The sequence below is a fragment of the Sphingosinicella microcystinivorans genome, from assembly GCF_003634215.1.
Classification (GTDB): Bacteria; Pseudomonadota; Alphaproteobacteria; order Sphingomonadales; family Sphingomonadaceae; genus Sphingosinicella; species Sphingosinicella microcystinivorans.
This window is the reverse complement of the sequence record NZ_RBWX01000007.1, coordinates 811508-832490: the sequence shown is the minus strand read 5'-3', so window position 1 is coordinate 832490 and position 20983 is coordinate 811508. Positions and strand designations below refer to the sequence as shown.

The 20983-nt window shown below is 66.2% G+C and carries 23 protein-coding genes; 5 read left to right on the top strand and 18 right to left on the bottom strand.

Annotated features, from left to right (window positions below):
* Positions 1–10: 10 nt before the first annotated feature.
* Both DFR51_RS04150 and DFR51_RS04145 read left to right on the top strand, forming a co-directional pair.
* A complete protein-coding gene (locus tag DFR51_RS04150) occupies positions 11–1129 on the top strand; it encodes an acyl-CoA dehydrogenase family protein (protein ID WP_121047747.1) in 1119 nt (372 codons plus the stop codon).
* A gap of 54 nt (positions 1130–1183) precedes the next feature.
* Entirely contained in the window at positions 1184–1456 is a 273-nt protein-coding gene (locus DFR51_RS04145; RefSeq protein ID WP_126494680.1) for a hypothetical protein, read from the top strand.
* A gap of 25 nt (positions 1457–1481) precedes the next feature.
* On the opposite strand, the gene DFR51_RS04140 is transcribed toward DFR51_RS04145, so the two are convergent.
* Positions 1482–2708, bottom strand: coding sequence for a serine hydrolase domain-containing protein (locus DFR51_RS04140; RefSeq protein WP_338068289.1), 1227 nt, complete (start codon positions 2706–2708; stop codon positions 1482–1484).
* A gap of 119 nt (positions 2709–2827) precedes the next feature.
* Here DFR51_RS04140 and DFR51_RS04135 point away from each other — a divergent pair, with 119 nt between their 5' ends.
* On the top strand, positions 2828–4204 hold the full coding sequence (locus DFR51_RS04135; RefSeq protein WP_121049747.1) for an MATE family efflux transporter: 1377 nt from the start codon (positions 2828–2830) through the stop codon (positions 4202–4204).
* Here the strand turns inward: DFR51_RS04135 and DFR51_RS04130 are convergent.
* The 3 genes from DFR51_RS04130 to cysD all read right to left on the bottom strand — a co-directional run bounded on the left by DFR51_RS04130 (position 4163) and on the right by cysD (position 7490).
* Complete coding sequence (locus DFR51_RS04130) at positions 4163–4594, bottom strand: acyl-CoA thioesterase (RefSeq protein WP_121047744.1); 432 nt, start codon at positions 4592–4594, stop codon at positions 4163–4165. The genes DFR51_RS04135 and DFR51_RS04130 overlap by 42 nt on opposite strands.
* A gap of 89 nt (positions 4595–4683) precedes the next feature.
* Positions 4684–6588, bottom strand: coding sequence for a sulfate adenylyltransferase subunit CysN (gene cysN, locus DFR51_RS04125; protein ID WP_121047743.1), 1905 nt, complete (start codon positions 6586–6588; stop codon positions 4684–4686).
* The gene (cysD, locus tag DFR51_RS04120; RefSeq protein WP_121047742.1) at positions 6588–7490 is read right to left on the bottom strand and encodes a sulfate adenylyltransferase subunit CysD; all 903 of its coding nucleotides are present in this window, start codon (positions 7488–7490) and stop codon (positions 6588–6590) included. The genes cysN and cysD overlap by 1 nt, the downstream gene beginning before the upstream one ends.
* A 217-nt stretch (positions 7491–7707) precedes the next feature.
* Here cysD and DFR51_RS04115 point away from each other — a divergent pair, with 217 nt between their 5' ends.
* A complete protein-coding gene (locus DFR51_RS04115; RefSeq protein WP_121047741.1) occupies positions 7708–8070 on the top strand; it encodes a hypothetical protein in 363 nt (120 codons plus the stop codon).
* Positions 8071–8076: 6 nt separating this feature from the next.
* On the opposite strand, the gene DFR51_RS04110 is transcribed toward DFR51_RS04115, so the two are convergent.
* The 14 genes from DFR51_RS04110 to DFR51_RS04045 form a co-directional block, all read right to left on the bottom strand.
* Entirely contained in the window at positions 8077–8541 is a 465-nt protein-coding gene (locus tag DFR51_RS04110) for a hypothetical protein (protein ID WP_121047740.1), read from the bottom strand.
* Positions 8538–9245: a type II secretion system protein N gene (gene gspN / locus DFR51_RS04105; protein WP_121047739.1), complete on the bottom strand. Its 708-nt coding sequence runs from the start codon at positions 9243–9245 to the stop codon at positions 8538–8540. Before gspN ends, DFR51_RS04110 begins: the two co-directional genes overlap by 4 nt.
* Positions 9242–9718 carry a type II secretion system protein GspM gene (gspM, locus tag DFR51_RS04100; protein WP_121047738.1) on the bottom strand — a complete coding sequence of 159 codons (477 nt, stop codon included), beginning with the start codon at positions 9716–9718 and terminating at the stop codon, positions 9242–9244. Before gspM ends, gspN begins: the two co-directional genes overlap by 4 nt.
* Entirely contained in the window at positions 9718–10809 is a 1092-nt protein-coding gene (gene gspL, locus DFR51_RS04095) for a type II secretion system protein GspL (protein WP_121047737.1), read from the bottom strand. Before gspL ends, gspM begins: the two co-directional genes overlap by 1 nt.
* Positions 10806–11801, bottom strand: a complete 996-nt coding sequence (gene gspK / locus DFR51_RS04090) for a type II secretion system minor pseudopilin GspK (RefSeq protein WP_243446537.1) — start codon at positions 11799–11801, stop codon at positions 10806–10808. The genes gspL and gspK overlap by 4 nt, the downstream gene beginning before the upstream one ends.
* A complete protein-coding gene (gspJ, locus tag DFR51_RS04085; RefSeq protein ID WP_121047736.1) occupies positions 11798–12406 on the bottom strand; it encodes a type II secretion system minor pseudopilin GspJ in 609 nt (202 codons plus the stop codon). The genes gspK and gspJ overlap by 4 nt, the downstream gene beginning before the upstream one ends.
* Positions 12403–12768 (bottom strand): type II secretion system minor pseudopilin GspI, encoded by a 366-nt coding sequence (gene gspI, locus DFR51_RS04080; protein ID WP_121047735.1) that lies wholly within the window; start codon positions 12766–12768, stop codon positions 12403–12405. Before gspI ends, gspJ begins: the two co-directional genes overlap by 4 nt.
* Complete coding sequence (locus tag DFR51_RS04075; RefSeq protein ID WP_160119303.1) at positions 12755–13225, bottom strand: GspH/FimT family pseudopilin; 471 nt, start codon at positions 13223–13225, stop codon at positions 12755–12757. The genes gspI and DFR51_RS04075 overlap by 14 nt, the downstream gene beginning before the upstream one ends.
* A complete protein-coding gene (gspG, locus tag DFR51_RS04070; RefSeq protein WP_174234223.1) occupies positions 13197–13640 on the bottom strand; it encodes a type II secretion system major pseudopilin GspG in 444 nt (147 codons plus the stop codon). The genes DFR51_RS04075 and gspG overlap by 29 nt, the downstream gene beginning before the upstream one ends.
* A gap of 8 nt (positions 13641–13648) precedes the next feature.
* Entirely contained in the window at positions 13649–14875 is a 1227-nt protein-coding gene (gene gspF, locus DFR51_RS04065; protein ID WP_121047732.1) for a type II secretion system inner membrane protein GspF, read from the bottom strand.
* A complete protein-coding gene (gene gspE / locus DFR51_RS04060) occupies positions 14862–16382 on the bottom strand; it encodes a type II secretion system ATPase GspE (protein WP_121049741.1) in 1521 nt (506 codons plus the stop codon). Before gspE ends, gspF begins: the two co-directional genes overlap by 14 nt.
* A gap of 4 nt (positions 16383–16386) precedes the next feature.
* Positions 16387–18459, bottom strand: a complete 2073-nt coding sequence (gene gspD, locus DFR51_RS04055) for a type II secretion system secretin GspD (RefSeq protein ID WP_121047731.1) — start codon at positions 18457–18459, stop codon at positions 16387–16389.
* Positions 18456–19241, bottom strand: a complete 786-nt coding sequence (locus tag DFR51_RS04050; RefSeq protein ID WP_121047730.1) for a type II secretion system protein N — start codon at positions 19239–19241, stop codon at positions 18456–18458. Before DFR51_RS04050 ends, gspD begins: the two co-directional genes overlap by 4 nt.
* 95 nt (positions 19242–19336) lie before the next feature.
* Positions 19337–20125 carry a prepilin peptidase gene (locus DFR51_RS04045; protein WP_243445615.1) on the bottom strand — a complete coding sequence of 263 codons (789 nt, stop codon included), beginning with the start codon at positions 20123–20125 and terminating at the stop codon, positions 19337–19339.
* A gap of 59 nt (positions 20126–20184) precedes the next feature.
* Here DFR51_RS04045 and DFR51_RS04040 point away from each other — a divergent pair, with 59 nt between their 5' ends.
* A complete protein-coding gene (locus DFR51_RS04040) occupies positions 20185–20961 on the top strand; it encodes a PDZ domain-containing protein (RefSeq protein ID WP_121047729.1) in 777 nt (258 codons plus the stop codon).
* Positions 20962–20983 lie beyond the last annotated feature (22 nt).

Below are 20983 nucleotides of genomic sequence, written 5' to 3'. Positions count from 1 at the left end.
GGGCAAGATAATGGACTTCAGCTTCACCGAAACGCAGACGATGGTGCGCGATACGCTCGCGCGCTTCCTTGCCGACCGCTACGACCACGAAACGCGCATGAAGATTTCGCGCGCTGACGGCTGGTCGCCCAATATCTGGAAGGCTTTCGCAGAGGAACTCGGCATCCTCGCGGCGCCTTTTGCCGAAAGTCTCGGTGGGCTCGGCGGCGGCGCGGTCGAGAACATGATCGTGATGGAGGAACTGGGCAAAGCGCTGGTTCTGGAACCCTATCTTTCAACCGTGGTGATCGGGGGCGGCTTCGCGCGCGAGACGGGACGCACCGACCTGATCGAGAGCATCATCGCGGGTACGACGACCACGGCATTCGCGTGGGCCGAACCCAAGGGCCGCTTCGATCCGGCGAACATCGCGACCGCCGCGAAAAAATCGGGCGGCGGCTGGACGCTTTCGGGCCACAAGGCGGTGGTGCGCGATGCGCCGTTCGCGAGCCACCTGATCGTCACGGCGCGCACCGGCGGCGGGCAGCGTGAGCAGGCCGGCGTGAGCCTGTTCCTTGTCGAAAGCGGCGCGAAGGGCGTGGTGCGGCGGGATTACCCGACCGTGGACGGCGGACGCGCCTCCGAGGTTTATTTCGAGAATGCCGAAGTGCCCGGCGATGCGCTGCTCGGCGAGGCGGACGGCGCCTTCCCGCTCGTCAGCCGGATCATCGACGAGGCGACAACGGCGCTCTGCGCCGAAGCTGTGGGTGTGCTCCGCGAACTCCACCGGCAGACGCAGGACTATGCGCAGCAGAGGAAACAGTTCGGCCAGCCGATCTCGAAATTCCAGGTGCTCCAGCACCGCATGGTCGACATGTTCATGGAGGCCGAGCAGGCGGCATCGATGGCGCTGATGGCCACGCTCAAACTCCCCAACCCCGCCGCCGTTTCGATGGCCAAGGCGAAGATCGGCAAAGGGCTGACGCTGAGCGGACAGGAAGCCATCCAGATCCACGGCGGCATGGGCATGACCGACGAACTCGCCGTCGGCCACTACTTCAAGCGTGCAACGATGATCGAAAGTCAGTTCGGGAATACGGACTGGCATTTGCAGCGCTACGAGGCGCTGGCGTTCGGGGAAGCGGCGTAGGGCTTCCGCTTTCGTGTGTTATCAAATCTCTCTATGCGCCGCCGGCAGCGGCAGGTGAAAACGTCGATGGTACAATATCGCTACCTGTCCGCTGGCGAGACAATGCCAGAAATGGCTGACGATGAGCTGTGGCTGGAAATCGAAGCGAGCTTTGACGGTCGCTTCTTTGGTACAGGTTGCGGGCGCAAGCTGTCTGGCGAAAGCGTGTTTTACATTTCTCTGCCAGAGGACGATGTGAACTTGAAAACGGCGCTCAGCGCTGCGACAAAATGGGCCGGTGAGCACGGCGTTACCTGCATCTGGGTGCAAACAACACCAGCGCTCTAAATCATCAACCCGCCCTTGCTACACATCAATCCTCAATGGCGGCGTAGACCATCGTCTTCAGTTCGCGGCGGACGGGGTAGGAGGATGACGGGATGAGCTGTGTCATGAAGATGCAGATGAGGTCTTCGACCGGGTCGATCCAGAAGGCGGTGGAGGCGGCGCCGCCCCAGAAATAGTCGCCGGCCGAGCCCGGGATCATCGTCTTGGCCGGGTCCATCGTTGTCGCGAAGCCGAGGCCGAAGCCGATGCCGTTGTAGTTCGCTTCCGAGAACAGCGACACGGACAGCGCGGGCAGATCGACGCCGCCCGGCAGGTGGTTCGCGGTCATCAGGTCGAGCGTCTTGCGGCTGATGTAGCGGCGGCCATCCGCCTCGCCGCCGTTCAGGAGCATCTGCGCGAATTTCAAATAGTCGTGCGCCGTGCCGACGAGGCCGCCGCCGCCCGAGACGAATGCGGGCGGCTTCAGGAAGCTGGAAAGCGCAGGATCATCCTGCAGGATCGTACGCCCGCTCGGCGTAAGAGCGTAGCAGCCGGCGAGGCGCCCGTCCTCGCCCGCACGAACCTGAAAATCCGTGTCGATCATGCCGAGCGGCGTCAGCAGGCGTTCGCGCAGGAAATCCTCGAAGGCCTGCCCGGAGATGCGCTCGATCAGATAGCCGAGCACATCGGTCGACACCGAATAGTTCCACTTTTCGCCGGGCGAGAATTCGAGCGGCAGTTCGGCAAGCCCGGCGATCATCTCGGCGAGCGTGATCGTGCCCTTCTCGATCTCGCCGATGCCGCGCACACGATATGCCGCATCCACATTGGTGCGGTTCTGGAAGCCGTAGGTGAGACCCGACGTGTGGCGCAGCAGATCGATGATCAGCATCGGCCGGGCGGGCATCGTCGTCTGGAAGCCGGTCTTGTCGATGCCGCCCGTGAAGACCCCGAGACTTTTCCATTCGGGGATGAAGCGGTGGACGGGATCATCGAGCGCGACGCGCCCCTCCTCCACCAGCATCATGAACGCGACCGACGTGATCGGCTTCGTCATCGAATAGATGCGGAAGATCGTATCCTCCGCGATCGGCGTGCCACGCTCCCGGTCCGCGAGGCCGCGCACGCCGACATGGGCGATCTCGCCCCGGCGCGCGACCAGCGTGAGCGTGCCGGCCATCTTGCCCGGCGCGACATACGTCTGCTCCAGGAAGTCGTCTATGCGGGCGAGCCTCGCCGCCGACATGCCATGTCCCTGACCGATTTTCAGCACCAACAGGGCCTCCTTAAACGCACCCGTGTCTTGTACGACGCCATCGTACACGGATGCACTCGCCAATGTCATCGGTTTCGCGTATCCGGGCCGGCTGTTTTGAAAACGGTTCGATGATCATGCTGAATACCCCTGCCGCCGCGCGCGGAAGCCTCTCTGAACTGCTGGCGCTCGCCTCGCCGGTGATCCTGTCGCGCCTCGGCATCATGATGATGGGGCTGACGGACGCGATCGTCGTGGGGCACCACAGCTCGATCGAACTCGGCTACCACGCGCTCGGCTGGGCGCCGACGATGATCGCTCTGACAACGGGCGTCGGGCTGCTGACAGGCGTTCAGGTGCTGACGGCGCAGCGCATCGGCGAGGGGCGCCCCGAGGATGCGGGCGCAGTGCTGCGGCGCGGGCTGCTTTTCGCCGCCGCAGTCGGCGTTCTTTTCGGCACGGCGCTGTGGTTCGGCGCGGCGCCGGCGATGCACGCCATCGGCCTTGAACCGGCACTGGCCGAGGGGGCAGCGAGGGTTTCCCGCACCTTCGCGCTCTCGACGCCCGCCTACCTGCTCTCGATCGCGCTGACCTTCTGGCTGGAAGCGCTCGGGCGCCCCGGCCCCGCCGCGGCGCTGATGTGGGGCGCGAACATCGTCAATCTTGCGGCGAACCTGTGGCTGGTGCCCGGCACGTCGCCCATTCCCGTCGAGGGCGCGGTGGCATCCGCGACGGCGACGTTCATCGCGCGCACCGCGCTCGTCGCGGGGCTCGCTGCCTATCTGCTGTTGTGGGCTGATGCGCGGCGGAAATACGGCCTCTTCGCCTCTTCGCCCGGCGCGCCGGGGTGGAAACCGCTGATCTGGATCGGCGGCGCTTCGGCGGCTTCGCTGTTCGTCGAAACCAGCGCCTTTGCGGGCATGAACGCCATCGCGGGCCTGCTCGGCGGGCTGCAGGCGGCGGCGTGGGCGGTGGTGTTCAACGTCTCCGCGATCGTCTTCATGGTGCCGCTCGGCTTCGCCACGGCGATCGCCGTTCTTGTGGGGCGCGGCTTTGGCGAGCGCTCGCCCGTGGCCGTCCGCCGGTCGGGAATGCTCGGCTTCGCGGCGGCCGGATCGGCGCTCGTCGTAATCGCGTCGGTGGTGGCGCTGCTGCCGGAAACGATCGTCAGCGCCTACACGACCGACCCCGCGCTCGTCGTGCTCGCGGTTCCGGCGATGGCGCTTTCGGCGCTGTTCTTCGTCGCGGACGGGCTGCAGGTCGTTGCCGCGAACGCGCTGCGTGCCCGCGACGACGTCTGGCTGCCGACGCTTACCCATACGATCAGCTATGCGGGCGTCATGCTGCCGCTTGGCTATGTGCTCGCGCTACCGCTCGGCATGGGCCTGATCGGCCTTGTCTGGTCGGTGGTGATCGCCAGCGTGATCTCGGCGGGCTTCCTGCTCGCGCGCTTCTGGTGGCTCTCGCGCCGCTCATTCGGACCGAAGGCGGAGGCTCTCCAGAGCCTCGCGTAGGAGCGGCGGCAGCGGGGCGCTGCCGTGTTCGTCGCGGTGGACGAGCACCGAATCGCAAAGCCCGATGCAGGCGCCGCGCTGGAACATGGCGAGGCCGAGCCGGTAAGACGACCCGCCGATGTGAACAACGCCGACGCCGATCTCGACCGGATCGGGCCAGTGCCCTTCGGCCAGATAATCGATGGCGAGATGCGCAATGAAGCCCCGGAAGCGATCGAGGCCCGGCCGGTGGTGCAGATCAAAATGAAAACGCACGCGCCCCTCTTCATAGAAGCGCGCGACAGCGACGTTGTTCAGATGCTTGTTGAGGTCCATGTCGCCGAAGCGCGGCACCATTTCGATCCGAAACGGATAGGCGGCCAAATCCCGGCGGCGCGGATCATCCCTCATGCATCACCCTTCCAACGTCGAATCGGCGTTAGACATGGCAGGTCGGAGCCGCCGGGTCCGCCCTTCAATCGAAGAGGGTCCGCCGAAGATCAGGCTTCCAGCAGCCGTTCCACGATGGCATCCGCCGCCGCCTCCGGCGACATGTGCGTGGTGTCGATGCGGATTTCGGGGGCTTCTGGGGCCTCGTAGGGACTGTCGATGCCGGTGAAGTTGCGCAGCTGACCGGCGCGGGCCTTCTTGTAGAGGCCCTTCACGTCGCGCTTTTCGGCCTCGGCGAGCGGGGTATCGACGAAAACCTCGATGAAGTCGCCCTCCGGCAGCATCGCGCGAACCATCTGCCGCTCTGCGCGGAACGGCGAAATGAAGGCGGTGAGCACGATCAGACCCGCATCCGTCATCAGCTTCGCCACTTCGCCTACGCGGCGGATGTTCTCCACGCGGTCGGCCTCCGTGAAGCCGAGGTCCTTGTTGAGACCGTGGCGGACGTTGTCTCCGTCGAGAAGGAAGGTGTGCTTGCCAAGCGCGAACAGCTTTTTCTCGACGAGGTTGGCGATGGTGGACTTGCCCGCGCCCGAAAGCCCGGTGAACCAGAGCAGCTTGGGCTGCTGCGCCTTCTGCGCGGCGTGCGCCTCGCGCGTAATATCCGCCGCCTGCCAGTGGATGTTCTGCGAGCGGCGCAGTGCGAAATGGATGAGGCCGGCGCCGACGGTGGCGTTCGTCATCCGGTCGATAAGGATGAAGCCGCCGAGTTCGCGGCTTTCGGCATAAGGCGCGAACGGAATCGGCTTGCCGAGCGCGATATTGACGACGCCGATCGCATTCAGATCAAGCGTCTTCGCGGCAAGGCGCTCGAGCGTGTTGACGTTCACCTCGTACTTCGGCTCGGTGATCGTCGCCGAGACGGTCGTGGTGCCGAGCTTGAGCCAATAGGGTCGACCAGGCAGCATCTTCGCGTCCGCCATCCAGACGACGGTCGCTTCGAACTGGTCGGCGACTTCGAGCGGCGAGTCCGCCGACACGATCACGTCCCCGCGTGAGCAATCGATCTCGTCGGCAAGCGTGAGCGTGACCGACTGGCCCGCCACCGCCTCGTCAAGATCGCCGCCCGCCGTGACGATACGCGCAACGCTTGAGGTCTTGCCCGAGGGCACGACGCGCACCGCGTCGCCCGGCTTCACGCTTCCGGCAGCGATCTGTCCCGCAAAACCGCGGAAATCGAGGTCCGGCCGGTTCACCCACTGCACGGGCATCCGCAACGGGCCCTCCTGATGCGCGGTGCCGTCCACCTCGACCGTTTCCAGATACTCGACAAGGCTGGGGCCATCGTACCACGACGTATTGTCGCTGCGGCTGCCGATATTGTCTCCAGCGAGGCCGGAAATCGGGATCGCCTTGAAGCGCGTGACGCCGATCTCGGTCGCGAAGGCGCGGTAATCGAGCACGATGCGATCGAAGGCGGCGCGGTCGTAGCCGACGAGGTCCATCTTGTTGACCGCGAGCACCAGGTTCCGGATGCCGAGCAGGTGCGCGAGATAGGTGTGGCGGCGCGTCTGCGTCAGCACGCCCTTGCGCGCATCGATAAGGATGATGGCGAGGTCCGCCGTGGACGCGCCCGTGACCATGTTGCGTGTGTACTGCTCGTGGCCGGGCGTGTCGGCGACGATGAACTTGCGCTTGTCGGTCGCGAAAAAGCGATAGGCGACGTCGATGGTGATGCCCTGCTCGCGCTCGGCGGCGAGGCCATCCACGAGCAGCGCGAAATCGAGCGCGCCGCCCTGCGTGCCCACGGTCTTCGAGTCCGCCGCAAGCTTCGCGAGCTGGTCTTCGAAGATCATCTTGCTGTCGTAAAGCAGCCGGCCGATCAGCGTCGACTTGCCGTCATCCACCGAGCCGCAGGTGATGAAGCGCAGCAGCGACTTGTTCTCGTGCTGCTCAAGATACGCTTCGATGTCGCGTTCGATGAGGTCCGAGGAGCCGTAAACTTCGAGGGCCATCAGAAATACCCCTCCTGCTTCTTCTTTTCCATCGAGGCGGCCTGATCGTGGTCGATCGCCCGCCCCTGCCGTTCGGAGGTGGTGGTGAGCAGCATTTCCTGGATGATCTCCGGCAGCGTCGCCGCCTTGCTCTCAACCGCGCCGGTCAGCGGATAGCAGCCGAGCGTGCGGAATCGGATCGAGCGCATTTCCGGCGTTTCACCCTCGGCGAGCGGGAAGCGGTCGTCGTCCACCATCAGCAGCAGGTCGCCGCGCCGCACCGTTGGGCGCTCCTGCGAGAAGTACAGCGGCACGATGGGGATGTTCTCGCGGTGGATATATTGCCAGATGTCGAGCTCGGTCCAGTTCGAGATCGGGAAGACGCGGATGCTTTCGCCCTTGTTCTTGCGGACGTTGAAGAGGTTCCACAGCTCCGGACGCTGGTTCTTCGGGTCCCAGCGGTGCGTCGATGTGCGGAAGCTCATGATCCGCTCCTTGGCGCGGCTCGCCTCTTCATCGCGCCGTGCGCCGCCGAAGGCCGCATCGAAGCCGTAGTGGTCGAGCGCCTGCTTCAGGCCTTCGGTTTTCCACATGTCGGTGTGGAGCGCCGAGCCGTGATCGAACGGGTTGATGCCCCGCTCCTTCGCCTCCGGATTGTGCCAGACAAGGAGATCCATTCCCGCATCCGCAGCGGACTTCTCGCGCAGGTCGTACATGGCGCGGAACTTCCACGTCGTGTCGACATGCAGCAGCGGGAACGGCGGCGGCGCCGGATAGAACGCCTTCTTTGCCAGATGCAGCATCACGGCTGAATCCTTGCCGATGGAATAGAGCATCACCGGCTTCTCACACTCCGCGACAACCTCGCGGAAGATGTGAAGGCTTTCGGCTTCAAGGCGATCGAGATGGGTCAAGGGCTTCATGGCAACGCTCTATGCGCGAACAGACCTTACCAAACAAAATACAAAGTCTTGTGCACCGCCTAGCTGTGTTTTCCAGCCCGGTTTTTCGGCCTTTCCGCCCGGCTGTCACAAAACTGTAATAATTCATTTACGCGACTGTCATAAAACTGTAATGTGCGAACAAAGAGGGGTTCCTGAGTCGCATCAACCGGGGGACCAGTACCGAGGGAGTGTCGCCATGAAACTTGCATTTGTCGCCACCGCTGCCGCCGCGCTCCTTGCCGGCTGCACCACGTCGCCCACCCAGCAGGCCGAAATCGGCTATACGCCGGGCTCTCTCGGCTATGCTGCGATGACAAAAGGCGACTGGCAGAAGGCTGAGTCGCAGCTGATGCGCACGGATCGGGACGATCCCGCCCGCCTTCTCAACCTCGCGCAGATCTACCGCGTGACCGAGCGCGATCTCGCCGCGCGCGATCTTTATGCGAAGGTGCTGGAGGAAGACGACATGAAGCTTGTGCTTTCGGACGGCAGCGTCGTCTCGGCACATGCCGTCGCAAAGTCCGCACTGCAGACGACCGCGACCGCCGCGCGCAACTAAGCGCGGCTAACGGCAGCCGATAAGGCCAAACACCGGAAGGACGACCGAACCGCGCGCTGACTGCGAGGTCAGCGTGCCTTCGGGAATGATCGCGCCCGCAGTCAGGCCTTCGCGCTGCTCCATACGGACATCAATGGTGACGCTGTGCCCAGCGCCTGCGAAGCGCTGCACGGGCGCGTGGCGGACGACGGGATCGCCCTCCGATGCGGTCCGCGCCAACACGATAACCTTGCCGTCATCTACGATGCGGATCGTCGCCGGCTCATCCAGAACAAACGCGATGCGGCGTGCAGGCTCGGTGCGCTGCCAGAGCGCCATACCGCACTGGCCCTGCTGAAGGTCCTGCTGCGGGAGCTCTGCAAGCGGGCGGGCGGCAGAAACATTGGTCGCCAGCGGACGCGGCGCGGGGCCGCCGGCCCCGCCGCACGAGGCCGCGGCAAGCGCGCCGAGCAGAATCGCGGCGCGCCTCATTGCAGGCGCCCCTCTCCGCGCAGCACGATATTGCCGCCTTCGCGCACGAAACCCGCGGCGAGAAGCCCCGCATCGGTGTTGGGCGCGCCCGATACCTTGATCTCGTAGGTGTAGCTCGCATCGCCCGCGACGTGGACGAAGAGGCTGGCATCACCCGCGGGAGTGCGCCCCGTGAGCGGCAGCAGGAGGCGCGGACCGGCGCACGCCGCGGTGCCCGCGAGCGACATGCCCGCAGTCTCCACGCGCACCTCGGCTGTGACGGCGCCCGATGCTGTGCGGCACGTCTTGTCAACGAAGGCGACGCTGAAATCCTGAAGCGAAAGTGTAGCGGCAACGCCCGGCACGAGCGGCGGCATCGGAATGGCGGCGGTGACGTCCTCCGCAGCGAAAGCGCCGCGCGCAGCGACAAGCGCGCCCACGGGTGCGGGCCCTTCCGCTTCCGGCGCGAAACGGAAACGCGCCTCCCCGGTGAGAAGCGCAAGCGGCGACAGCGACAAGCGCAGATCGCCAAGTGAAGCGCTGCCAAACCCCGCACCCGCAGCGTGGCCTGACCAGATCGACCCCGAAACGCTGCGCGCGTGGAACCCCTGCGCCGGAAGCGGCGACAACGAGAGCGCAAACGCCAGCGGGAACAGGATCAGCAAGAACAGAATCAGCGCCGTGGCGAACACCGCGACAAGCCTGCGGGCCGGAAGCACCGTCATGCCGGGCCGTCCGTAAAACCGATCTCGGCCGAGACGGTCGAATCATCGTTGCGCTGCACGAGCACGCGATCGGCGACGACGCCGTCTTTTTCGAGCCCCGCGGTCCAACCGAACAGGAAGCTCGGCTTCACCGCTGCGATGCCCACGCGCACGCCGCCGCCATCTTCGGGCTGTATCGAGGTAAATTCGAGCCCCGCCGCGCTCGCCGAGGCGGCGACGATGTCGCGCACCGCTCGCCCGTCTTCGCTGGCCGGGGCTCCCCCCTCCGCGGCAATCCCCGCAGCCGCCGCACGCACCGACGGCATCTGGGCCGCGATACGGTCGTGACGTTCAGCCGCGTTCTCGCGGAATGCCGCGAGTGGCCGCAGAATCGCGAGCCAGAACAGCATCGCGAGAAGGAGGGCGGCAAGAACGCCAAGCAGTCGCTGTTCGCGCGCGTCGCGACCGTGCCACCATGTTAACGCTGTTTGCATCACAGGCGCGACACCTCGACATCGATACGCTGGCCGTTGTCGCCGCTGCGCGAGGCACCCTCGACAAGGTTCAGCCCGTCCGCCGCCATGCGCTGCTTCACGGGATCGACCGTAGCGCCCATCGGCGCGATCAGCGTGGCACGCATCGCGCCCGTCGGCTCATAGCGCAGCGATTCGAGCCGGATCGTGCCGCTCGCCTGCAACGCGCCGAACAGCGATGCCGCCATGCCGGTGAAGCCGCCGCCGGACGCGGACGCGGCATAGCGCTGCTGAAGCTGAAGCGCCGGATCGGTGATCGCCACACCCGGCAGCGCCTTCGCCGCGAGCGTATTCATTTCCGCCTCCAGCGCGTTCGCCGCGAAGTGGTGACGGAGCGCAAGCGCGAGATCTGCGCCGAGCCACGCCGCCACGATACCCGCCGCAAGAAGCGCCATACGCCGAATGTCCGCGCGGCTGACCGCACGTGCAGCCGCCTTGCGAAATGCCCCCTGCCGAAGATTAAGCGGCGTTTCCGGATAGGTGGGAAGATCAAGAATATCGCGAAGGATCGGCCGCAGCGGCCGGCCACCAATCAGCATCTCGGCGAGCGCAGGCTCGGTCTCGAGCGCAAGATCGGGCGCGCGCACGAGCAGCATGTCCCCCGCGCGAAGCGTGCTGACAGCATCCTCGACGACCGGCAGCAGCAGTGGCGCGGGCACCATTTCATCGGGATCGAGTTTGTGGTGCGCGAGCGCGGCGAGCCAGCCCTCCATCACGGTTTTGTCGACGATGCCGATCAGGCGCCGGCCCTCGGCGTCCGCCGTCTCCGCCGCTGCGACATGCTGATCGGCGATGGGCGCAGCGACGAAATCGGCAGCGAGGTGCCGCGCCGCGGCAGCGGCCTGCGCGGCGGATGCAGCGGCAAGCTCCACCCAATGCAGCGACACGGCGCTGCCCGGCACGATGGCGGTGACGCGCGTATCCTCGTCGATCTGCGCCTCCGCATCATCGACGAGCAGCCCGGAGGCGAGCGTACGCCCGTCCTCGCCCTGCGTCCGCCAGCGCAGTGCCGTCCCCGAGGCGGGGAGCAGGACGAAGAGGCGCCGGCTCATTCCTCGACCGTCCAGCGGCGCTCGACAACGCGCGTGCGATCGCGCGAGACATCGAGCAGCGCGGTTTCGGTGAGCGTATAGCCCGCTGCATCCATATCGATCTCAAGCGCGAACCAGCGCGAGGTGAGCTTCACCTGATCCAGCTCCTCGCTCGACGGCGACAGCGCCGCAAGCACGGGATGCTCCCAGAAATCGAGAACGTCGGTCCAGCCGCCCGCGGGACGACCCGCCATCACCTGACGCGCCGCATCGGGCGTGAGCCGCCCAGGCATGATCATCGTCAGAAGCGGCGCCTGGGCCGCTTCGAGCGTGTTGACGTTGATCGGTGAAAGTTCAGTTGTCGGCAAGGCGCATACCCAAGGTCTCACGACTTCATAGATTTCCGGCGTGATCCCCGCAACCGCGCGCAGTTCGCTGACCTCGGCAAGCATCGTATTTCCGGTGCGATAGGCGGGCGACAGGCGTGTATACGCCTCATCCTCGCCGCCGAGCGGCAGCGGCGACGTATCCGCGTCGATCCAGTCCGCGAGCGAAAAGGCGGCGCGGCGCGCGCCGGCTTCGGAAATGCCGAGTGTCGTCATCAGCGCCGTGAACTGCGCAATGCCGCGCGGCCGCGCGCGTAGGGTTGTGGGGGAACCGCCGTCCGCGACGCTGTTGAGGTTGAAGCAGTTGCCGCCGTCCGAGACGCGCGCGCGTATGGTTCCGGTCTTGTCCGGCGTCGGAAACGTGAATTCGCGGCCGCTCCAGCCCGCAGGCAAACGCTCGCCCGCCATGCCGACGAGCGAGGCGATGCGTTCGAGCGCCATCACTTCCGCGCCGAGCACGGTGTATCGCGCCTGCATGGCGATGCGGCTGTTGCCGGCCATGCGCACCGAGCGGTTGATGGTTTCAAGCGCGGTCGCCGTCAGCGCGCCCATTACCGCCACGAGCATCAGCACTGTGAGCAGCGCCATGCCGCGTTCGCGCGGCGGAAGCTTCAAAGGCCGCTTCACAGCGGCACCTGCGTCAGGAAAAGTTGGCGGACGACGCCGAAGCGCGCCGTGGTCGCATCGATACGGACAGCGAGCGGCAATATCGTCGGCTGCAATGGATCCCACGCTGCGCGCCAGTCGGCGGTCGCGACAGCGCCCGGCGCCGGGTCCGGCGCGGCGCGGTAGGCGACATCGACGCTGCTGATGCCCTTCGCCAATACCGCGGGCTCGCCAAACGCCGCGCCATCCACCATCGGCCGGGCGCGACGCACGATGGCACCGTTTTCCAGCCGGTATTCGACATATTGCAGCGAAGCGCGCGGCGCGCCGCCGGGGTTTTCCCAGCCACGCCGAACGAACGCGAACAGGCGTCCGTTGCCGTCGCCCCCTTCGAACGCCGGGCGCGCCTCTCCCGCTTCGCCGCGCGGCATACGCTCGGCAGCCTGCGCGAGATCGGCGCGGAGCGCAGCGCGCAGGCGCTGGAAATCCTGCACCGACGCGGACACATCCGCCAGGCGAAGCTGCGCGTCGGCGGAGTTGCCGAGCACGACGACGGCCGCCGCCGCGAGCAGCGAAAACACGAAGAGCGCGACCAGCGTCTCGACAAGGGTGAAGCCGTTCTTCACTGGGCGGCGACGCCCCGGAAGGCGGTAAGATCGCCCGCCGCGCCGCCGGGGCCGCGCACAGTGACGGAAATACGGATGAGGCGCGCGTTCTCGGTGCGCGCGACCTGCCGCGTCACGGTCCAGTTCACGCCGGCATTCACCACCGTGCCGCTGGTTTCGCCGAGCGCGGGCGGCTCCGGCTGCGTGAGCGCATCGACGATCGCGTTCTCTGCAACGATGTCGGCGAGGAGCACGTCCTCGACGCGGCCCGCCGTCAGCGCGTTTGCGGCGCCAAGGCGAATGAGCGCAAGCACGGCAAGGCCGAGCACGGCCATCGCGACCATGACCTCGATCAGCGTGAAGCCGTCTTCACGCGCCGCCATCGACCCTCACCTCACCCGAACCGAGCACGCGCACGACGGTGCGCCGGTCGTCGTTCATCAGCGTCAGCGCCTGCGCCTCGCTCATGCCGACACTGTCGAAACTGACGCGAAGCTCGCCGTTTTCGGGAAGCGCGGGGATGGTGCCGCCGCGCCATGCCGCATCTGCGAGCGGATCGTCGGCAAGCGGTTTCCATGTCTTTCCCTGCCGTTCGACGAAGCGGTAACCGCGCGTATCGAGGATCGCAGAGGTTTCGCGGTTCGAAAGAATGGCGTGATCGCGCGCTGCGAGCAGACGCGCCGCAAGCCGTTCGCTCTCGCGCGCCAGCGTCGATTCCGAAGACGGCAGGTTCACCACCACGACCGCCGTCATCAGGCCGACAATCGCCAGCACCACCATCATCTCGACGAGGGTGAAGCCGCGCTCGGCGCTAGTTTTGCCAGTTGCCGAGATCGGCATCGTCCCCTTCCCCGCCAGCCTTGCCGTCCGCGCCGAACGAAAAGATGTCGAAGCGCCCGTGAGTGCCGGGGAACGCATACTGATACGGGTTGCCCCACGGATCGTCAGGAAGCCGCTGCAGGTAGCCGCCGGCGCGGTAACGATCCGGCCGCGCCAGCGTGGCGGGCGGCGTCACGAGCGCCTGAAGGCCGTCTTCCGTGCGCGGATAGGTCATGTTGTCGATGCGGTACATTTCCATCGCCTGACCGATCAGCGCGATGTCGGCGCGCGCCTTTTCCACCATCGCGCGGTCCTGGCTCGGCAGCACGTTGATGACCACGAACGTCGTCAGCAGGCCGATGATGGCGAGTACGACCATCAGCTCCACCAGCGTGAATCCGTCTTCGCGTTTCTTTTTCTTTTCGGGCGTCTGCACGGGGAACCTCACTTGATGGCAATTGTGTCGAGCTGCAGGATCGGCAGCAGGATGGATAGCACGATTGTCGCGATCACGCCGCCCATGATGACGATGATGAGCGGTTCGAGCAGGCTGAGCGCGCTTTTGGTGAAGGCATCGAACTCGCGCTCCATGTAGTCGGCGGCGCGGCCGAGCATCTGCGCGAGCTTGCCGCTCGATTCGCCCGATGCGGTCATGTGGACGAGAAGCGGCGGGAAGATGCCGGTACGGCGCATCGAACCCGACAGGCTGCCGCCCTCGCGGATCGATTCCACCATGTCCTCCGTCGCGCCGCGCAGCACCCGGTTGCGGATGGTGCGCGAGGTGACCGCGAGGCCGTCGAGCAGCGGCATCCCGTTATCCACCATCGTGGAAAGCGTGCGCGCGAGGCGCGCGGCGTGGAGATCGCGGAGCAGGCGGCCGATGAGCGGGATGCCCAGCAGCCAGCGATCGACCTTCAGGTGGAAATCCTCTCGCTGCATCATCCGCCCGAAAACGACGACACCAAGGGCGATCAGCGCGAGCACGATGAGGCCGTAGCTCGTCATGAACTCGGAAATGCCGATAACGATGCGCGTGAGCAGCGGCAGTTCCTGTCCCATGTCGTTGAACTGCTCGACGACCTTGGGGATCACGTAGGTCATCATGCCGATGACGATGAGCAGCGCGACGAGCGCGAGCATCGCCGGATAGGCGAGCGCGGTGAGGATCTTGCCGCGCACTTCCGCTTGCCGCTCGTGAAGATCGGCGAGGCGTTCGAGGATTTCGGTCATCCCGCCCGAGCCCTCGCCCGCCGCGACCATCGCGCGGTAAAGCGGCGGGAAGCTTGCGGGTTCGAGCGCCATCGCATCGGCCAGGCGGCGACCTTCCACGACACCGCCATGCACGCGCCAGACGATGTCGGCGACCTTCTTCTGCTCCGCCTGCATGGCGATCGAGCGGAGCGACTCTTCGAGCGGCGAGACTGAGATCAGGGTTGCGAGCTGGCGTGTGAACAGCGTCAGCGCCTTCGAAGACAGTTTGCGGCGCCCGAAACCGGCGGCAAGCGTCGGCGTCGGTGCCGTGCGCGCCTCCGCAGCCGCAGCACCGAGACGGACGGGGAGCAGCTTGCGGCGTTCGAGGAGCGTGCGCGCGTCGCCTTCGCTCGCTGCGGTCAGTGTTCCCGTGCGCTCGCGGCCCGCGGTATCGAGCGCGAGATAATCAAAGGTCGGCATCGACCGCCGAGTCCCGGCGCATGATCCGCACCGCCTCTTCAACCGTAGTCTTGCCGTCGACGACGAGACGCCGGACCGCCGCCGCGAGATTCGGGGCACGCCCAAACGCCTGCCGCGCGATCACCGCCTCGTCCGCGCCCGACAGGATGAGCTGACGAATATCCTCGTCGATACGCACCGCCTCGTAAACGCCGATGCGCCCGCGGAAACCCGTGTTGGCGCACGAAGGGCACCCGGCCGCATGTCGGATGACGACGCCCGCATCGAGCCCCAGCGGCGCGGCATCGGCGGCGCTCGCCTGAACCGGCTGCGAACACACGCCGCACAGCCGCCGCACGAGCCGCTGCGCCACCACAAGGCGGAGCGAAGAGGCGAGCAGGAAGGTCTCGACACCCAGATCCTTCAGGCGCGTGATCGCGCCGACGGCATCGTTGGTGTGGACGGTGGAAAGCACGAGGTGGCCGGTCAGCGAGGCCTGCACGGCGATATCCGCCGTTTCGGCATCGCGGATTTCGCCGACCATCACGACGTCCGGGTCTTGCCGGAGAATGGCGCGGAGGCCGCCCGCGAAGGTCATGCCGACCTTGGTGTTCACCTGCGTCTGGCCGACACCGTCGATTGCGTATTCGATGGGGTCTTCGACGGTGAGGATGTTGCGCGTGCCGTCGTTCAGCAGCCGAAGGCCCGAATAGAGCGTCGTCGTCTTGCCCGATCCGGTGGGACCGGTGACGAGGATGATGCCGTGCGGTTCCTTCAGTGCATCGGAGACGATGCGAAGCAGGTCGGCAGGCATGCCGAGGTCTTCGAGGCCGAGTTCGGCCTGCTCCTTGTCGAGAATACGCAGCACCACGCGCTCGCCGTGGCGTGAGGGCAAGGTCGAAACGCGGACATCGAGCGCGCGACCACCGAGCGACAAACCGATTCGCCCGTCCTGCGGCAGGCGACGCTCCGCGATGTCGAGGCGCGCCATCACCTTGATGCGGCTGACGACGAGCGGTGCCACCTTTGCGGGCAGGCGCAGCGCCTCGCGCAGCACACCATCGACTCGCAGGCGAACGATCAGCGAGCTTTCGTAGGGCTCAACGTGAATGTCGGACGCGCCCTGCCGCACCGCTTCGGCGATAACGCCGTTGATCAGGCGGATGACGGGGGCATCGTCCTGCGTGTCGAGAAGGTCTTCGGCGGCGGGAATATCCTCCGCGAGCGCGCCCAGGTCGCCGACCTCTCCAAGCCGGTCGGACACCTGCTCGGCGCTGAGAGCGTCGGTCGCGTAGCCTTCCTGCAGCAGCCGTTCGAACTCGCGGCGCGGTACGAAGCGCACGACGATGGGGCGGCCGAGGATGCGGCGCACTTCGGTGAGCGCGCGCGGATCGTCGCCTTCGCGCAGGCCGACGCCGATTTCCGGGCCCGCATCCTCAAGCACGATGACGCCGAAGCGCTTCGCGAAGGCATAGGGAATCTGAATCGGGCGTTCGGAAGGCAGCGGTGCGGCGTCGCCGGCCGTCATCATCTTACTCCGAGGGCGGCGGCGCGGGGGAGCGCGCGACCGGGGGCGCAACCGGCGGGGCAGCACCCATGTAGTCGCGCACCAGCGCGTCGAGCGACGGTTCCTGCTTGGGATAGCGTTCCCGCTGCATTTCACGCGTGTAGTTGAAACGGCGCGCGCTGATCGCCTGGGCATCCTGCCGACTGCGCACGATCGTGGGGCGGATGAAGATCATCAGGTTGGTCTTCGTGCGGCTGCGCGATCGACTTTTGAAAAGCTCCCCGACCACTGGAATATCGCCGAGCAGCGGCACCTTCTCGATCGTGCGGCGCTCGTTCTCGTCGATGAGGCCGCCGAGCGCAATGATGTCGCCGTCGTCGACCGTCACAGTCGTTTCGATCTCGCGCTTGTTGATGATGAGGTCCGAGGACCCCGTCGCCACCGGCCCCGCGATCGAGGAAACCTCCTGCCGCAGGAACAATTTGATCGCGCCGCCCGCGTTGATCTGGGGCTTCACCTGCAACTGGACGCCGACGTCCTGCCGCTGCACGGTCCGGAAGGCGTTGTCGAAGTTGGGCGACAGCGCCTCGCCCGTCGTCATCGGGACTTCCTGGCCGACGAGAATCTTCGCTTCCTGATTGTCGAGCGTCATGATCGACGGTGTCGACAGCACATTGGAGGCGGTATCGGATTTCACGGCGTTGATCACGGCACCGAACAGCGCATCGTTGCCGATCTCGCCGCCGAAACCGAACAGCGAGCCGGAGACGCCGAGCAGCGACTGGACCGCCGCCTGTTCGAGAGCTTCGCCAGCCGAAGACGTTGTGCGGCCCGTCGTGGTGACGCCGTCGTTGGTCGTGGTCTGTGTTCTATCAAGTTCGCGCGCACCGATGGCCCCTGCAATCGCCAGCAGATTGGGCGCGCTGTTTGAATAATTTGTGACAGCGAACGGCACGCTGTTGCTTCCCGTGCCCGCAAGCAGGAACTGGACGCCCAGTTGCTTGGCCGCATTGTCGGAAACTTCGACGATAATCGCTTCGACGAGCACCTGCTCCTGCCGCACGTCGAGCTTGCGAATCACCTCGTTGAGCGAGCGCTGCACATCGGGCGGCGCGGAGATGACGAGCGCGTTCGCGCCTTCGTAGCGCGCGATGACGGCGCGGCCTGGGCCCGGGGGCGCGCTGCCCGCGGGCGTCGTGGAGACGCTGGGCGCTCCATTCGACATCTGCCCGTTCTCGCCGGACTGCGAAACGCTGTTCACAACCGTGACCTGCACCTGCTGCCCAGCGATCTGCTGGAGCACGGGAAGCAGCGCGCCCGCATCGGCGTTCTGCAGGAAGACGACCTGGATATCCGTGCCCGCCGAGGCGCGCTTGTCGAGATCGGAAACGATCGCCGCCATGCGCCCCACCGCTTCAGGGTCGCCGCGCAGGATGACGCTGTTCGAACTATCGACCGGAATCACCGAAACCGCGCCCGCGCCATCCGAACCTGCGGCGCGCGACACCGATTCGATCGCCGCCGCGATTTCGCGCGCGCCGGCATTGTCGAGCGTGATGAGGCGCATCGACGTGCGGTCGCGGTCGATATCCTTCAGCACCGAGCGCACGCGGGCGAGATTGTCCGCATAGTCCGCGATGACGACGGAACTGCCGCTCTTGCTCGCGCTGATCTGGCCCTGCGCGCTGACAAGCGGGCGCAGCGCCTCGATCGCGGACTGCGTATCGATCGACTTGAGGTCAATGACCTGCGTGACGAAACTGCTGCTGCCCCCGCGCGTCGGCTGCTGCGCGGCGTTCGCGGCGGGCGCGATGCGGAATGCGCCGCCATCCGTGGGGATCGCAATGAAACCGTTGGCGCGCAGCGTGGAGAGGAAAACTTCGAAATACTGCGTGCGCGAGAGCGGACGGTCGGCGACGACCGACACCTTGCCCTGCACGGCGGGGTCGATGATGAACGTGCGCCCCGTGGTGCGCGCAACGTCTTCGATATAAGCGCGGATATCCGCATCGCGCAGATTGATCACCTGCTGCGCGGGCGCTGGCACCGCAAACGCGAGCGCAAGCGCCGCGCCGATCAGGAAGCGGCCCGCCCTCACCGAACGATCTCGAACGTCACAGTCTGCACCTCGGCCCCACGCCTGATTTCCAGCACCGCGACATCGTTGTCGCCGATGAGGTTCGCGATGTTTCCGGGCGACGTCTCTGAATCGATTCGGACGCCGTTCACCGAAAGCAGCACGTCACCAGCCTCTAAGCCGATTTCGTTAAACAATCCGCCACTTCCCAACGGTTTCAGCGCAAGACCTTCGACCTCGCCGCCGTTGCGGACAAGCGTGCCGGTGATTTCGCGCGAAACGCGGTCGAGTGGAACCTGCGCCGCGGGCGCATCAGACACCGGCGAAGGCGGCGGTGAAACAGGGCGTGCAGGCACCGACTGATCGAGGAAAAGCTGCTCAAGCGAGCCGCCCCGGCTCACCGTGACGCTGTCGAACGCGACGCCGTGGAGCGTGACGCCGGGCATGATCTCCTCGCCGACGAGGAAGCTGCGCTGCGTGCCGTCGACGCCGATGATCGCCGAACCCCGACCGCTGACGTTGTCGACGCGGGTACCGTAGAGATCGATGGCAAGGTCGGAGACGACGGTCGGCCCGCCGCCGTCAAGCATCTGGAAAAACGGATCGAATCGGCCGAGCACAGCATCGGACCGAGCGGCGAGTGCGGGCGGCGGCGGCGCGCCGACCGGCCCGATCGGAACCAACAGCGCCCACACGAGCCGCGCAACGGCCAGGGCAAGCACCAGCGCCAGCAGAACTTGCGCTGCCGCCACGAGGCTGTGCGCGTTCAAGCGCTGCAGCCATTGCCTGTCAGTGAACCCCATTCCGTCCGGCCCGCCTTCACGAAATCGCCCCGCTAGGGAGTTAGCATGTCAGTTTGATGACGGCGAGCGCCATCGCGTGTCATATCGGGACATTGTTAAAAGGCGTATAGCAACGCCAGCGGAACGAAGGGAACACGCGCCGCCGCCGCCCAGACACCGATGGCCGCAATTGCGAGGCAGGCACCGAGTGGAATCCGCGTCGCCGCGCCCACCTCCACGCCGCGCAGTTTCCAGAGCGCAATGAGCGCGAATCCGACGAGCGAGGCGACGATCACCACGAACGGCAACGCCTGCCAGCCCATCCAGAGCCCGATCCCGCCGAGAAGTAGAGGATCGCCGCCGCCCATGCCCTCGCGTCCCCGCAGCGCGCGATAACCGAGGCGAACGGCTTCAAGGCCAAGAAACCCGGCCGCGCCGCCGATAAGCGAGGCCGCAACGTCCCCGTGCGTGGTGAACAGCGCCGCGATGCCCGACAGCGCGAGGAGGACGGTCAGCCGCTGCGGCAGCCAGTAATGCCGAAGGTCGAGCGCCGCGAGCAGCAGCAGCAGCCAGCCGAACACCGCCCATACGAGATCGGCAGGCACCCGCGCCAGCAGCACGGCGAGAAGCCCGACAAGCCCCGCGAGCAGTTCCATGATCCACGTGAACGCCGGGATCGCCGCGCCGCAGCCCCGACAGCGACCGCGCAGCGCGAGGGCGGAAAACAGCGGCACAAGCTCGAGCGGGCCGAGCGTCCGCCCGCACGCATCGCACGCGGAACGCCCGCGCACGACCGGGCGTCCCTCCGGCAGGCGCGCCGCGACAAGCGCAAGGAAGCTGCCGATGATGGCACCGGCAAGAAACCCGCAGGCCAGAAGCAATCCGGCGTTTCCGATAACCGGCAAGACCGCGCGTCCCTCTATTGTCGCAAATCTGTCATGCACCCGGCCTAACCGGCTTTCCCGTGGCTATCACAATCGGCAACAGGCTCAACCCCGGCATTGTCCGGCTGGCGCTGCTTTTCGCGGCGGGTGCCAGTGCTGCGGCAATCTTCGCGTTCTGGCCCGAAACCGCGCCGCCTCCGCCGGCCCCGCTCCCCATGCCCGCTGTCTTGCAAGCGCCCGCGCCGCCCGCGCCTCCTCCCGCACCAACGCTTACCCCTGCGGACGTCGCACAGGTACGCGTTTATGGAACGCTGGGGGACGCCGCGATCGTGTCAATCGGTAGCGACGCGCAGCAGCGCGTTTCGATCGGCCGTCAGCTCTTGCCCGGCATCACGCTGGAAAGCACCGCGCCTGGCCACATCATCCTCGCGCGCGGCGACACGCGATTGAAAGTGCCGCTGCTGACCTTCGACGGCACCGCCCCCGCAGCAACCCTCGTAAACGCGGAAACGAAGGCAAAGCCCGGCCCCGCCGCGAAGGCCCCCATCCTATCCCGGGCGGCGTTCAGCGGCGACAATCGCCGTCGCCAGACGCTCGCGTTCCAGCTCGGCCTCGTCCGCGAACAGCAGGGCGAGGCGATGCTCGGCTTCCGCGTGCGCAAGGTATCCACGATGCCCTTCTTCGCCCGTGCCGGGCTGAAGGACGGCGACATCGTCAGCACAATCAACGGCGGCGGCCTCCACGACGAGGAAAAGGTGATGGAACTCGCCGACGAACTCGCCCAATCGAAACGGGTCGTGATCGGCTACATCCGGGACGGCCAGACGCAGGAAGCCGTGGTCGATTTCACCGACTGACGCGATTGTGACAAAACTGTTT

Excerpts from the sequence above, each read along its gene's own strand:
- gspN (WP_121047739.1), bottom strand. The coding sequence starts at position 9,245 with ATGACGGTGCTTCCGGCCCGCAGGCTTGTCGCGGTGTTCGCCACGGCG.
- DFR51_RS04050 (WP_121047730.1), bottom strand. The coding sequence starts at position 19,241 with ATGGGGTTCACTGACAGGCAATGGCTGCAGCGCTTGAACGCGCACAGC.
- DFR51_RS04075 (WP_160119303.1), bottom strand. The coding sequence starts at position 13,225 with ATGCCGATCTCGGCAACTGGCAAAACTAGCGCCGAGCGCGGCTTCACC.
- DFR51_RS04150 (WP_121047747.1), top strand. The coding sequence starts at position 11 with ATGGACTTCAGCTTCACCGAAACGCAGACGATGGTGCGCGATACGCTC.
- cysD (WP_121047742.1), bottom strand. The coding sequence starts at position 7,490 with ATGAAGCCCTTGACCCATCTCGATCGCCTTGAAGCCGAAAGCCTTCAC.
- cysN (WP_121047743.1), bottom strand. The coding sequence starts at position 6,588 with ATGGCCCTCGAAGTTTACGGCTCCTCGGACCTCATCGAACGCGACATC.
- gspE (WP_121049741.1), bottom strand. The coding sequence starts at position 16,382 with ATGACGGCCGGCGACGCCGCACCGCTGCCTTCCGAACGCCCGATTCAG.
- gspL (WP_121047737.1), bottom strand. The coding sequence starts at position 10,809 with ATGAGCCGGCGCCTCTTCGTCCTGCTCCCCGCCTCGGGGACGGCACTG.
- gspI (WP_121047735.1), bottom strand. The coding sequence starts at position 12,768 with ATGGCGGCGCGTGAAGACGGCTTCACGCTGATCGAGGTCATGGTCGCG.
- DFR51_RS04130 (WP_121047744.1), bottom strand. The coding sequence starts at position 4,594 with ATGAGGGATGATCCGCGCCGCCGGGATTTGGCCGCCTATCCGTTTCGG.
- DFR51_RS04135 (WP_121049747.1), top strand. The coding sequence starts at position 2,828 with ATGCTGAATACCCCTGCCGCCGCGCGCGGAAGCCTCTCTGAACTGCTG.
- gspM (WP_121047738.1), bottom strand. The coding sequence starts at position 9,718 with ATGCAAACAGCGTTAACATGGTGGCACGGTCGCGACGCGCGCGAACAG.
- DFR51_RS04115 (WP_121047741.1), top strand. The coding sequence starts at position 7,708 with ATGAAACTTGCATTTGTCGCCACCGCTGCCGCCGCGCTCCTTGCCGGC.
- gspF (WP_121047732.1), bottom strand. The coding sequence starts at position 14,875 with ATGCCGACCTTTGATTATCTCGCGCTCGATACCGCGGGCCGCGAGCGC.
- DFR51_RS04110 (WP_121047740.1), bottom strand. The coding sequence starts at position 8,541 with ATGAGGCGCGCCGCGATTCTGCTCGGCGCGCTTGCCGCGGCCTCGTGC.